At 56.3% G+C, this 11,743-nt stretch carries 14 protein-coding genes and 1 pseudogene; all 15 read left to right on the top strand.

Annotation, left to right across the window (positions count from 1 at the left end; translation table 11 throughout):
- The first annotated feature begins 38 nt into the window (after positions 1–38).
- A complete protein-coding gene (locus tag PQU92_RS14435) occupies positions 39–488 on the top strand; it encodes a GNAT family N-acetyltransferase (RefSeq protein ID WP_272748953.1) in 450 nt (149 codons plus the stop codon).
- 364 nt (positions 489–852) lie between these two features.
- Positions 853–1,632 (top strand): transcriptional activator FtrB, encoded by a 780-nt coding sequence (gene ftrB / locus PQU92_RS14430; RefSeq protein WP_272748952.1) that lies wholly within the window; start codon positions 853–855, stop codon positions 1,630–1,632.
- 127 nt (positions 1,633–1,759) lie between these two features.
- Positions 1,760–2,458 carry an alternative oxidase gene (locus PQU92_RS14425; protein ID WP_272748951.1) on the top strand — a complete coding sequence of 233 codons (699 nt, stop codon included), beginning with the start codon at positions 1,760–1,762 and terminating at the stop codon, positions 2,456–2,458.
- A gap of 46 nt (positions 2,459–2,504) precedes the next feature.
- The gene (locus PQU92_RS14420) at positions 2,505–2,684 is read left to right on the top strand and encodes a hypothetical protein (protein ID WP_272748950.1); all 180 of its coding nucleotides are present in this window, start codon (positions 2,505–2,507) and stop codon (positions 2,682–2,684) included.
- 189 nt (positions 2,685–2,873) lie between these two features.
- Entirely contained in the window at positions 2,874–3,590 is a 717-nt protein-coding gene (locus tag PQU92_RS14415; RefSeq protein WP_272748949.1) for a sulfite exporter TauE/SafE family protein, read from the top strand.
- 29 nt (positions 3,591–3,619) lie between these two features.
- Positions 3,620–5,110, top strand: a complete 1,491-nt coding sequence (gene ccoN, locus PQU92_RS14410; protein ID WP_272748948.1) for a cytochrome-c oxidase, cbb3-type subunit I — start codon at positions 3,620–3,622, stop codon at positions 5,108–5,110.
- A complete protein-coding gene (gene ccoO / locus PQU92_RS14405; protein WP_272748947.1) occupies positions 5,110–5,874 on the top strand; it encodes a cytochrome-c oxidase, cbb3-type subunit II in 765 nt (254 codons plus the stop codon). Before ccoN ends, ccoO begins: the two co-directional genes overlap by 1 nt.
- Positions 5,871–6,029: a cbb3-type cytochrome oxidase subunit 3 gene (locus tag PQU92_RS14400; protein WP_272748946.1), complete on the top strand. Its 159-nt coding sequence runs from the start codon at positions 5,871–5,873 to the stop codon at positions 6,027–6,029. The genes ccoO and PQU92_RS14400 overlap by 4 nt, the downstream gene beginning before the upstream one ends.
- Positions 6,019–6,897: a cytochrome-c oxidase, cbb3-type subunit III gene (ccoP, locus tag PQU92_RS14395; RefSeq protein WP_272748945.1), complete on the top strand. Its 879-nt coding sequence runs from the start codon at positions 6,019–6,021 to the stop codon at positions 6,895–6,897. Before PQU92_RS14400 ends, ccoP begins: the two co-directional genes overlap by 11 nt.
- Before the next feature lie 54 nt (positions 6,898–6,951).
- On the top strand, positions 6,952–8,400 hold the full coding sequence (ccoG, locus tag PQU92_RS14390) for a cytochrome c oxidase accessory protein CcoG (protein WP_272748944.1): 1,449 nt from the start codon (positions 6,952–6,954) through the stop codon (positions 8,398–8,400).
- The gene (locus PQU92_RS14385) at positions 8,378–8,869 is read left to right on the top strand and encodes a FixH family protein (protein ID WP_272748943.1); all 492 of its coding nucleotides are present in this window, start codon (positions 8,378–8,380) and stop codon (positions 8,867–8,869) included. The genes ccoG and PQU92_RS14385 overlap by 23 nt, the downstream gene beginning before the upstream one ends.
- Position 8,870: 1 nt before the next feature.
- Positions 8,871–9,020 carry a cbb3-type cytochrome oxidase assembly protein CcoS gene (gene ccoS / locus PQU92_RS14380; protein WP_272748942.1) on the top strand — a complete coding sequence of 50 codons (150 nt, stop codon included), beginning with the start codon at positions 8,871–8,873 and terminating at the stop codon, positions 9,018–9,020.
- Positions 9,013–11,184, top strand: a complete 2,172-nt coding sequence (locus PQU92_RS14375; protein WP_438263829.1) for a heavy metal translocating P-type ATPase — start codon at positions 9,013–9,015, stop codon at positions 11,182–11,184. The genes ccoS and PQU92_RS14375 overlap by 8 nt, the downstream gene beginning before the upstream one ends.
- The gene (locus tag PQU92_RS14370) at positions 11,181–11,600 is read left to right on the top strand and encodes a DNA-directed RNA polymerase subunit alpha C-terminal domain-containing protein (RefSeq protein WP_272748940.1); all 420 of its coding nucleotides are present in this window, start codon (positions 11,181–11,183) and stop codon (positions 11,598–11,600) included. The genes PQU92_RS14375 and PQU92_RS14370 overlap by 4 nt, the downstream gene beginning before the upstream one ends.
- Positions 11,591–11,668, top strand: a pseudogene (locus tag PQU92_RS18930) (hypothetical protein); the annotation flags it as partial. The gene PQU92_RS14370 and the pseudogene PQU92_RS18930, both read left to right, overlap by 10 nt.
- Between the last annotated feature and the right edge of the window lie 75 nt (positions 11,669–11,743).

Below are 11,743 nucleotides of genomic sequence, written 5' to 3'. Positions count from 1 at the left end.
CGCATGATAGAAAATCGTTTAATTGTGGCGACGCCCAAATGAACGAATTTCTGCAGCGTTTTGCGCGGCAGAGCCACGAGCAAAACGCGTCAAAAACCTTTTGCGCTATTGAAGCTGGAGAGCCACAACGGATTATCGGCTTTTACACGGTAACGCCGTCCGCGGTATCGTACGATCAGGTCCCAGCACATTTTGTCAAAGGACTGGCGAGGCACGAGATCGCGGGCTTTAAGTTGGCACGTATAGCGACGGACCTCTCTGTAGCAGGGTTAGGGCTCGGCGGCCAACTACTAGCGGCCGCAGCCCTTAGATGCTTACGAACTTCAGAACAGGTTGGCGGAAAGTTTCTCATCATCGATGCCAAGAACGAACGTGCTGCAAGCTGGTATGCTTCATACGGCGCTGAACCGCTCAAAAATCTCCCACTAACATTGGTGATGCCATTGGCCACCTTTTCGTCTAGTCTCAAGATTAAGGGTTTACTGTAATTCCATAGGTGAGATCTATGTTGAATGTTAGGGATACCCTGCTCTCCGGCATGTAAGGTTCTACTCCAAGGCCGTGCTCTGGATATACCTGCCCGGCTGGTCCGCGCAGACGCCAACTTTGGATTTGGCTTATGGATCACACTTCAATTTCGTTTCGTTCGCTTTGCCGCCTGAGAGGTCCTGCATAGTTGGTATTTGCTCTCCGCCTGCGATCGGGTCCGAAATACGTGCTGCATCTGATAAACTGCCTTGGAGATTCGAAAGGGGGCTTGCGGTTACCGGCGATACTCAATCTATGAACTCTGTAACTGTTCAACTGAGGCGAGACGAAATATGCTCTCCCTGAAAAGTTATGGAGGCCCGAATGAGGGAAGCAGACGCAAACAGAATACGAAGCCTGCAGTTGTTTGCGTCAATGCAGTCAGAACGCTTCGGCGCGCTGACTCGGGGCGCACTCTTGCAAACGTTTCCTGCAAATGGAAATCTGATCTACGAAGCCGATAACGTCGACTATCTCTATATCCTGCTCGATGGATCGGTGGAGCTTCAAGGACGCTGGCACGACAAAGAGAGCACCTTGGCCGTGCTTCGGCCAGTGTCGACTTTCATTCTTGCGGCCGTGGTGCTGGATGCCCCTGCCCTCATGTCGGCCAGGACGTTGGAAAAATCTCAGGTTGCCATGTTGCCGGCTGAGCATTTCAGAGCCGCCATGCGAGAGGATGCAGCGTTCGCCGTCGCCGTTGCCCAGGAGTTATCGGGCTGCTATCGCGGGCTTGTTCGCACGATCAAGAACCACAAGCTGCGTTCCGGCAATGAAAGACTGGCAAACTATCTGCTGACCCAGCAAATACGGCAGGGCGGCGACACGACAATAGAGCTTCCCCACGAAAAGCGAATTCTGGCCTCGCTACTCGATTTGACACCAGAGAGCCTGTCCAGAGCTTTTGCCAGTCTTGCTAAGTACGATGTGGAGGTCACGGGCAGTCGCGTCAGTATCGGTAATCCTGCAGGCCTCAGACGCCTCGCTCGACCCAATGCGCTGATTGACAATCACGCGCTGCCAAAGGGTGTTGCGCAAGGCAAGGCAGACAAGGAGCTCTGGCCCCTGCGCAATGACCGGGGCTGCGGCGCGGAGGTGGAGTAACATCGAGACGCCTTAACAAAAATCAAGTGGTCGAACGTACTCGATCAATAGGCCGTTTATCCGACATTAAGGCGGTACCGCGGGCATGAGGGCATAAAGGCGTTACCTAAGTAGAAGGAACGCATACATGTTCATCGAGCCCACCATCGACCTCACCGTCCACCATAAGCCTCAGTCGTTCGCCGATCGCTTCGCCTTCGGCTTCACCAAACTGTTGCGCTTCTGCGCTGACACCTTCTTCGCCAAGCGTTACGGCCACCGCGCCATCGTTTTGGAGACTGTTGCCGCCGTGCCTGGCATGGTCGGGGCCACCCTCACGCACCTTAAGTGCCTGCGCCGGATGAAGGACGACAACGGCTGGATCCGCACTCTGATGGAGGAAGCCGAGAACGAGCGCATGCACCTCATGACGTTTATAGAGGTCGCTAAGCCGACTCTTTTTGAGCGTATGGTTATTGTCGGCGTGCAGTGGGTCTTCTACCTCGCCTTCTTCATGCTCTACCTGATCTCGCCGAAGACAGCTCACCGTGTGGTCGGCTATTTCGAGGAAGAGGCCGTTATCAGCTACACGCACTATCTCGCCGAAATCGATGAGGGGCGCAGCAAAAATGTTCCGGCACCGGCCATCGCCAAGCGCTATTGGAAGCTTCCAGAGACCGCCACGCTTCGCGATGTCGTCCTGGTCGTTCGCGCTGACGAGGCCCATCACCGGGACGTCAACCATGCTTTCTCAAATGAGCTGCATGGTTTGGCCGTCGATCACACGGCAGTAGCTGCTTATCCCGTGCACGACGAAAGCGTCTGCATTCAGAAAATCGCAGCCTGAACCACTGGCGCCCGGCTTTTGCCGGGCGCCTCTCCGCGAGGACGCCATGAAAATCTCAATCGACAAAGCCCTTAGAACGCTACGTGAGCGCGGTTGGCCGGTGGCCACCACAGCCGAAGGGCAATGGATTCTGGAAAGAGTTGTCATGACGACCGAAGAGCTTTTGGGTGTCGCAGCCCTAATAATTGGCGATTCTGGCGAAAGAAATATGACTGAAAAGTCTTAGTGAATGTGTTGAGTTGTGATTGCGACATCCTGACGCGCGACAACGGTCAGTCAATGCGGTAACGAGAGCTCAGATTTGTCGGCCTTAATGTTCAAAGTTTTGGCTGATGTTGCGAAAGTGTCGGGGATTTACTGCTCGTATAGTAGAAATGCTCTAAGCATCACTATGGGCGGAAACGGGTGAACGTCAATGGAATTGAGTAATCACTGGCTCGCAACGTGCGGGCAAATCATTGAGGGGCAAAAAACCTTATTTTTTGTAATGTTTTTTGCGGGGCTTACTGGAAGCGTCGCCCATTGCCTCACAATGTGTGGGCCTTTTGTGTTGATGCAAACCGCTGCGAACACGGCAAAAACGGGATGGATCCGACTTCTTCTTCCCTATCATGCCGGGCGTCTGACAACCTACTCGGCTCTGGGGGCACTGGCTGGCGGGACGCTGCTTTTCCTTTCGCCTCATCCTGAGTTCGAACTCCTTCGGCGTGTGCTTTTGGCGCTGGTGGCCACGGCCTTTCTTTTTATTCTCATCGAAAGCCTCCTGGCGCGCGTGGGTCTGCGCCTGCCTTTCCGCTTTGGCATAGGAATACCATGCGGACTCAAGGCGTTTGGCCGACTTGCAGCCACAAAGAACGTTCTGCCTCGCTATGCATTGGGTCTGGCGCTGGGACTGCTGCCGTGTGGTCTGCTCCTCACCGCGCTCCTGGCTGCCGCAACAACCGCAAACCCGCTGCGTGGCGCTGTGGCCATGCTGCTTTTTGGACTGGGTACAGTCCCTGCTCTCGCTGGCCTCGGCTGGTTCGGAGGCCCGATACTTAAGCGGTGGCCGTGGTTGCAAGACGCTCTCCGCTTAAGCGCGCTGGGCATCAATGCCTGCCTCCTCTTCGCTCTCAGCCTCAGACCACAATGACCCTTCGGATACCGCACAAGGATAACCACATGCCGGATATCGCACAGTCGCCCCCGGTGCTTGCGCCCCCCACCGAAACACGCGCAAAGCCGCGTTTCGACGAGACCATCCTCAAATATTTCACGATCGCCTCCGTTTTCTGGGCTATCGCGGGTATGGCGGTGGGCGTCCTGATCGCATTCCAGATGGCGTTTCCGCAGCTTAACGTCGAACCTTACCTGACGTTCGGCCGCCTGCGCCCCCTGCACACCTCGGCGGTGATCTTCGCCTTTGGCGGCAATATCCTGATGGCCACCTCATACCACGTGGTCCAACGCACCTGTCGCGCACGGCTCTATTCGGATTTTCTGAGCTGGTTCACCTTCTGGGGCTATCAGGCCTTCATCCTAATGGCGGGTCTTGGTTACGTATTTGGCGTGACTCAAGGCAAGGAGTACGCCGAGCCGGAGTGGTATGCGGACCTGTGGCTCACCATCGTCTGGGTGGCTTATCTCGTCAACTTTATGGGCACGCTGGCCAGGCGCCAGGAAAAGCACATCTATGTCGCGAACTGGTTCTATCTCGCCTTCATCGTGACGGTGGCCATTCTGCATCTGGTCAACAATGTCACTGTTCCCTTCGAAATCGGCAGTGTCCATAGCTACAGTGCCTGGGCGGGCGTTCAATCGGCCCTGATACAGTGGTGGTACGGCCACAACGCGGTCGGCTTCTTCCTGACCGCAGGCTTTCTGGGCATCATGTATTATTACATCCCCAAGCAGGCCAACCGCCCGGTCTATTCCTACCGCCTGTCGATCATCCACTTCTGGGCACTGATCTTCATCTACATCTGGGCCGGCCCGCACCACCTGCTGTACACCTCGCTGCCCGATTGGGCGCAGACCCTGGGCATGACCTTCTCGATCATCCTGTGGATGCCGTCGTGGGGCGGCATGATCAACGGCATGATGACGCTGTCGGGCGCCTGGCACAAACTGCGCGACGATCCGGTCCTTCAGTTCATGATCATTGCGCTCAGCTTCTACGGCATGGCGACCTTCGAAGGTCCGCTGATGTCGATCAGAGCCGTCAACTCCCTCTCGCACTACACGGATTGGACCATCGGTCACGTGCATGCCGGGGCGCTGGGCTGGGTCGCCTTTATCTCTTTCGGCGCGATTTACTATCTGGTGCCGCACCTGTGGAAGAAGGCGGGCATGTATTCGACGAAGCTGATCTCAGTGCATCTGTGGATCGGGACCATCGGCATCGTTCTCTACATCACTTCCATGTGGGTCGCCGGCATCATGCAGGGCCTGATGTGGCGAGCCTACGACGAAATGGGCTTCCTGACCTATTCCTTCGTCGAGACGGTCCAAGCCATGCACCCCTACTACATCATTCGCGCCGTGGGCGGCGTGTTGTTCCTGCTGGGCGTACTGATCATGACCTTCAACATCTGGAAAACCATCAAGACTCCCGATGCTGCTGAAAACGAAGCCCTGCCCGCCTCCCCTGCGCCTCTGCCGGAGCATGCCTGATGCTTGAGAAACACGCAAAACTCGAACGCAACTCGATCTGGTTGCTGATCTTCACAGTGATTGCCGTGTCGATCGGCGGCATCATCGAGATCGTGCCCCTGTTCCGCATGGAAACCACTGTCGAGCCGGTGAAGGGCGTGCGTCCCTATACGCCACTCGAGCTTATGGGTCAGCAAATATACATACGCGAAGGCTGCAATACCTGCCATTCCCAGCAGATTCGCCCCCTACGAGACGAGCAGCAACGCTATGGCCACTACTCGCTGGCGGCGGAAAGTATGTACGATCACCCATTTGTTTGGGGTTCGAAACGCACCGGTCCGGACCTGGCCCGCGTGGGCGGCAAATATTCGGATGAATGGCATGTCGCACACTTAAAGAATCCGCGCGCTGTAGTGCCGGAGTCGATCATGCCGAGCTATGCCTTCCTGGCCGACAGACCATACGGCGACTGGCGTATCAAAAGACGCCTGCAGACGCTTGCCGGCCTCGGTGTTCCCTACACAAAGGAAATGATCTCCGAAGCCGCGAATGACTATGAAGCCCAGGCCAACCCGGATCCAATCATCGATCCGACGGGCCTTTTGGAACGGTACGGAGAGAAGGTTGCGGTCCGCGACTTCGATGGCAATCCGGATGAGATTACCGAAATGGACGCCCTGATCGCCTACCTGCAAAAGCTGGGTACGGACGTCGATTTTACGACCTACAATCCCGACTACGTCATCAAGAAGCAAGCCAAGCCTGCGGAGAAATCCAAATGATGAATACCTCCCTGCTTGGAGGCCTGATCACGCTCGCCTTCACCGTCGTTTTCCTCGGCATCGCCGCATGGGCCTACTGGCCCAAAAACAAGGACAAGCTCCAGGCCCATCGCCTGATTCCTCTCAATGACGAGGACACCCACAATGATCAATGACCACGAAAAGCGAAAAGAGATCGATGAAACAAGCGGTGTCGAAACAACAGGGCACGAATGGGACGGTCTGAAAGAACTGAATAACCCAGCACCACGCTGGTGGCTCATTGTCTGGTTGGTTACCATTGTCTGGGCTGTCGGCTACTGGATTGTCTATCCCGCGTGGCCGACCTTAACCGGTCACACGAAGGGCATCATGGGATGGACACAGTATGACAAGCTCAAGCGCGAGGAAGCGCAGATCACACAGCGACAGAGCGTGTGGCTGACCAAGTTTCGCGCGTCCGATTTTGATCAAATCAAAGCCGACCCCGGTCTTTACGAATTCGCGCGGGCCGGCGGTGAAGTTGTTTTCAAGGAGAATTGCGCCGCCTGTCACGGATCGGGCGGTGAAGGCCGCAAGGGTTACCCCAATCTGAACGACGACGACTGGCTGTTTGGAGGCACTGTCGAGGATATCTACCACACCATAAAGGTCGGCAGCCGGTCCTCCCATCCCGATACGCATCAGACCTTGATGCCAGCATTTGGCCGAGGCGGCATGCTTACGGCCGAGCAGGTCGACGATGTAGCAACCTATCTCGTCAATATGCGGGCTGGTACCGGGAATGACGCCTTTACGCGCGGGCAGGCCGTATTCGAACAGAACTGCGTCAGCTGTCACGGCGCCGGCGGCGCCGGAAACCGCCAAATGGGCGCTCCGCGCCTTAACGATTCCATTTGGCTATATGGAGGCGATAAGGCCTCGATCGTCCAAACCATAACAAATGGTCGGGCTGGAGTTATGCCAACATGGGAAGGCCGACTAAGCGACGATTCACGCCGTCAGGTCGCCATCTACGTTCACAGTTTGGGCGAAGGTGAGTGACTGAGCATCTCCCGGCGTTCCCCTGCGCCGGGAGACGAACTCAAAGTAATCCATATGTCGTACTTCGAAAAAGCTGCCAAAATCTATCCTCGCCGGGTGAAAGGGACGTTCCGATCTGTCAAATGGATCGCGATGTGCGTCCTCCTCGGCATCTACTATCTGGCACCCTGGCTGAGATGGGATCGGGGGGCTCATGTCCCCGATCAGGCCATATTGGTGGATCTAACCGGACAACGCGGATACTTTTTCGGCATCGAGATCTGGCCGCAGGAAGTCTACCTGCTCGTGGGTGTTCTTATTCTGGCAGCCATAGGACTCTTTTTTGCCACTGCGCTCCTCGGCCGGGTCTGGTGCGGATACGCTTGTCCTCAAACGGTATGGACAGATCTTTTTGTCTGGGTAGAGCGTTTTGTCCAGGGTGATCGCAATGCGCGCCGAAAGCTCGACGAAAGTGCCTGGACCTCCGAAAAGATCTGGAAAAAGGCTGTTACCCATCTGAGCTGGTTGTTGATTGGGGCGCTAACCGGCGGTGCCTGGGTGTTCTACTTCAATGATGCGCCTGCGCTCTTTACGGACATAATCCATTTCAACGTTTCATGGACAGTGTTGGGCTGGGTGATTGCCCTTACTCTCTCGACCTATTTTATGGCGGGTTTCGCGCGCGAGAACGTTTGCACCTACATGTGTCCTTATGCGCGCTTCCAGTCGGCCATGTTCGATAAGGATACCCTGATTATATCGTACCAACCCGAACGGGGGGAACCGCGCGGCAAGCATAAGGCGGGCGCAACCTGGGAAGGACGAGGACACTGTATCGATTGCAAGGCGTGCGTCGTTGTCTGCCCAATGGGTATCGACATACGAGAAGGCCTGCAAATGGAATGCATCTCCTGTGGGCTCTGTATAGATGCATGCGACGACATAATGACCAAGGTCAACCTGCCAACCGGGCTGATACGTTATGACACCGAAAACAATCAGTTGGCCCGTCGTAGCACCAGCCACAGATTGAATATTGGGCTCGCAGCCAAACCGCCCGAATCGAAACGGAACGACAGCGCTTCAAATCAATCGCTCCGCTGGGCGCGGCCCCGAACGCTTGTCTATGCGGCAATCCTGCTGAGCGTCGGCATGACCATGGTTGGTGCTATTATTACCCGTCCCCTTACCGAATTGAATGTGATTCATACCCGTGCGCCGCAATTTGTCAGATTGAGCGACGGCGAAGTCCGCAATACTTACAGCTTGAAAATCCTGAACAAGTCTCACGATGATCGGGCCTACAATCTGTCAGTCGATGGCGTCAGAGTTAATGAACTTACGGTTCTGGCCGCCGGGGACACACCTGTTCAGCGTCTCCTGGTCCCCGCAAACAGTGTGGGCACATTCCGCGTAAGACTGGTCTCTGACGGCAACGCCGCCGGCCGCACGGAAATCCGCTTTATTCTGACCGATCCAGTAACCCGCGAAAGTGCGCACCATGAAAGCTATTTCGTCCGCTGAAACCCAGGCAGACATTGATCGTCGTCGTGGACGTTTCGTGCCATGGTTCATCGCTGCCTTTTTTATCAGCTTCATGCTGCCCCTGATTGCCTTTACCGTGCTGGCTTTCCGCCATGCGCCCAGCGAAGTGACGGCTCAGGCATACGAAAAAGGGTTGGCCTACAACAATGCCCTCGATGCTGAGGCCGCGCAGGAAGGGCTCGGCTGGAAAGTAAATGGGGCGTTCCGCGACGGTGTCTATCGAGTTAGTGCTTCAGATCGAGGAGTCGCCATGGAGGACGCAAGGGTCGAGGTTTGGTTTGTTCATCCTTCCGTAAAGACGAACGATCGTCACGCCGTTCTCACCCACAGCGGCCGCGGGATATACGAGGCAAAGATTGACCTGCCCGTCAGAGCCGGCTGGTCAGCGCACGTAACCGTCGAGGACCACGGTCAACAGCTGCAAACTCGATACATCTTCGAGAACTGATATGGATATTTTCCTCCTTCTCTTCGTGGCGGCAGGATGTCTGGCAGGTCTTGGGGTCGGGGCGTTCATGTGGGCGGTGCGCACCCATCAATTCGAAGACCCGGATATGCAGGCTCAACGCATCCTTCACGAGGATGATGAACGTGACTGACTATGCATGTTATGCCACCGAAGAGAAAGATGGCCGCACCGGTCTGTTTCTGCAGATTGACGGAATGAGCTGTGCTGCGTGCGCCTGGAAGATCGAAAGCGCCCTTAACGCAGAGCCCGGAGTCGAAGCTCGCATAAACTATTCAACCCAGCGGTTGAGAATCGTATGGGATAACGTAGGTGAGCGAGCCCGGGCCCGAGCGAACGAACTCGCAGAGATGATCGAGGGCATGGGGTTTTCTGTGGCACCCTTCGATCTTAGCGCCAAGCTCGCCGGCCAACATGACGAAGAACAATTCATACTCCGCTGCATGGCGGTAGCGGGTTTCGCCACGACCTATGTCATGCTCTTCTCGGACGCTTTGTGGTTTACGTCTGAAGCCGCCCTTACTGGTGCTACAAGAGACCTCATGCACTGGGCAATGGCGCTCGTTGCCCTGCCCGCCATGCTCTATGCCGGTCGTCCCTTCTATCTGAGCGCAGTTTCGGCCCTTCGTCACGGCCGCACCAATATGGATGTGCCCATTTCGATCGCGGTCCTGCTCGCCGGGGGAATGAGCTTATATGAGACGGTGACCCATGGGCGCTTTGTTTACTACGACGCTTCGGTCATGCTCCTCTTCTTTCTTCTGATTGGGAGGTTCCTCGATGTAAAGGCGCGAGGCAAGGCTCGCGAAGCCGCAGAGGGCCTGCTGGCTATGCTAGACGGGACGGCAACTGTCATTGAAGATGGTGCTGTACGTACGCTTCGAAATTGTGAGCTTGTCGCTGGAATGATGTTGCGCATCGCCATCGGCGAGAAGATCGCCGCCGACAGCACGGTTGTGAACGGCGTATCTGAAGTCGATGCCAGCCTTATTTCGGGTGAAACGCTTCCTGTAAGTGTTCAGCCTGGCCAGCGACTTTTTGCCGGGACTATTAATCTCTCGGCGCCGCTGGAAGCTCGGGTTGACGCCGCGTCGGGCGATAGCCTGTTGTCCGAGGTCGTTCGGATGATGGAGATCGCAGAACAGGGGCAGGCTCGCTATGTTCGCATCGCTGATCGCGTAGCCGCCATCTATGCGCCAGCCGTACATATCCTCGCTGCAATTACATTTCTTGGCTGGCTGCTGGTGGCCCATACCCCTTGGGAGGACGGTCTGCTGAAGGCCACTGCGGTCCTGATCGTTACCTGTCCCTGCGCATTGGGTTTGGCTGTACCCGTAGCCCAGGTCCTGGCGTCGGGCCAGTTGTTTAAACGCGGGGTGCTGGTTAAGTCCGGCAAAGGTCTCGAGACCTTGGCGACGATCGACACCGTAGTACTGGACAAGACCGGCACGGTCACAATGGGCCAGGCGGAATGGACCAATCCCGACGCTTTGTGCGAGGCAGACAGGCGTGCGGCTGTGACCATGTGCTCCCTGAGCCGGCACCCGCTTTCTGCGGCAATTTGCAGACATCAGGTTGAGCTTGATGCCGGAATTGGCAGTGTGGAAGAACTGCCGGGCTTCGGTCTGCAGGCCTCTGTAGGAACTGATACCGTGCGCCTGGGAAAGGCGTCATGGATTGGCGTGCCGTCGTCATCCGATGTCGAGCTCGAAATGTGGTTCAAACGAGGAAACCAGCCAGCCATTCGTCTGACATTCGAGGACGCGCTGCGTTCCGACGCCCTGTCCACTGCCCAGGCACTCAGGAGCCGTGGCTTGAACGTCATGATGCTGTCCGGCGACCGGGCAAAGGTGGTTCGTCATGTTGCCGCCGGAATGGGGATCGAAGATGCCAGAGGCGAATTGACTCCGGCCGACAAATTGCGCGTCGTCGAGACACTCCAGGCCGAAGGAAAACGGGTGCTGATGGTGGGAGATGGGCTGAACGACGCCGCTGCTCTGTCAGCTGCGACGGTATCTATGTCGCCGTCGAGCGGACTGGATATTACTCAAAACGCCGCTGATCTCGTCTTCCGCGGCCAGGCCTTGGGAAGTGTGGTGTTTGCGTTTGACATAGCCCGCCTCACGCAGCGTATCATCCGCCAGAACTTCCTGCTGGCACTCGGTTACAACCTGGTCGCAGTCCCCTTGGCCGTTGCAGGATTGGTAACGCCAATGCTGGCAGCGATCGCCATGTCGGCATCATCCCTACTGGTCGTCCTGAATGCGTTCAGGTTAAGAGTGAGACTGTCCAAATGAGCCACGATAAAGAACGTATGATATTGGACTGCGAGGTGGTTCGTCGCACGCCGTTAGCCGACGGTGGGGAAATTCTTGAGCTGCTTGCCACAGGCGTGAAAGCCGGCACGATCGTAAAGCTCCACATCGCGCCTAATCAGGGCCCTCTCCGTCCCGCCAAATCTCCATTTCTCATGCGCCTCGATGAGCTAGTCTGGCCGCCGAGGGTCCGTGACGCTTTTCGAAATGAGGATGTCCATTTCGTGGGCGACCTCTGCCGTATCTCTGCCGACGATTTGCGCCGGAATCCTCGGATCGGTGCGCGCTCTATTGCCCTGATTGAAAAAACACTGGCCTCGTTCGGATTAAAGCTCGGTGAGGAGATTTCGGAAACGGCAGAGGTTTACATCCACCCCGTTGCACCTGCCTGGCTCTGAGAAGTGTTCACTTTCATCATGAGGCGCCCGCAAGAACTGATCTGCACGCCGAAATCTATGGCTGCCCGGTAGTTTTCAACGCTCCTTACAACGAGATCGTATTTGACGCTGACGTGCTCGACTTGCCCACACGCGGTGGCCTT

The sequence above is a fragment of the Asticcacaulis aquaticus genome (assembly GCF_028550415.1).
GTDB lineage: Bacteria > Pseudomonadota > Alphaproteobacteria > Caulobacterales > Caulobacteraceae > Asticcacaulis > Asticcacaulis aquaticus.
This window is presented reverse-complemented; position numbering and strand designations above follow the sequence as displayed.

What these genes read in the sequence shown, in the direction of transcription:
- PQU92_RS14435 (WP_272748953.1), top strand. Translation starts at nt 39, where the DNA reads ATGAACGAATTTCTGCAGCGTTTTGCGCGGCAGAGCCACGAGCAAAAC.
- ftrB (WP_272748952.1), top strand. Translation starts at nt 853, where the DNA reads ATGAGGGAAGCAGACGCAAACAGAATACGAAGCCTGCAGTTGTTTGCG.
- PQU92_RS14425 (WP_272748951.1), top strand. Translation starts at nt 1,760, where the DNA reads ATGTTCATCGAGCCCACCATCGACCTCACCGTCCACCATAAGCCTCAG.
- PQU92_RS14420 (WP_272748950.1), top strand. Translation starts at nt 2,505, where the DNA reads ATGAAAATCTCAATCGACAAAGCCCTTAGAACGCTACGTGAGCGCGGT.
- PQU92_RS14415 (WP_272748949.1), top strand. Translation starts at nt 2,874, where the DNA reads ATGGAATTGAGTAATCACTGGCTCGCAACGTGCGGGCAAATCATTGAG.
- ccoN (WP_272748948.1), top strand. Translation starts at nt 3,620, where the DNA reads ATGCCGGATATCGCACAGTCGCCCCCGGTGCTTGCGCCCCCCACCGAA.
- ccoO (WP_272748947.1), top strand. Translation starts at nt 5,110, where the DNA reads ATGCTTGAGAAACACGCAAAACTCGAACGCAACTCGATCTGGTTGCTG.
- PQU92_RS14400 (WP_272748946.1), top strand. Translation starts at nt 5,871, where the DNA reads ATGATGAATACCTCCCTGCTTGGAGGCCTGATCACGCTCGCCTTCACC.
- ccoP (WP_272748945.1), top strand. Translation starts at nt 6,019, where the DNA reads ATGATCAATGACCACGAAAAGCGAAAAGAGATCGATGAAACAAGCGGT.
- ccoG (WP_272748944.1), top strand. Translation starts at nt 6,952, where the DNA reads ATGTCGTACTTCGAAAAAGCTGCCAAAATCTATCCTCGCCGGGTGAAA.
- PQU92_RS14385 (WP_272748943.1), top strand. Translation starts at nt 8,378, where the DNA reads ATGAAAGCTATTTCGTCCGCTGAAACCCAGGCAGACATTGATCGTCGT.
- ccoS (WP_272748942.1), top strand. Translation starts at nt 8,871, where the DNA reads ATGGATATTTTCCTCCTTCTCTTCGTGGCGGCAGGATGTCTGGCAGGT.
- PQU92_RS14370 (WP_272748940.1), top strand. Translation starts at nt 11,181, where the DNA reads ATGAGCCACGATAAAGAACGTATGATATTGGACTGCGAGGTGGTTCGT.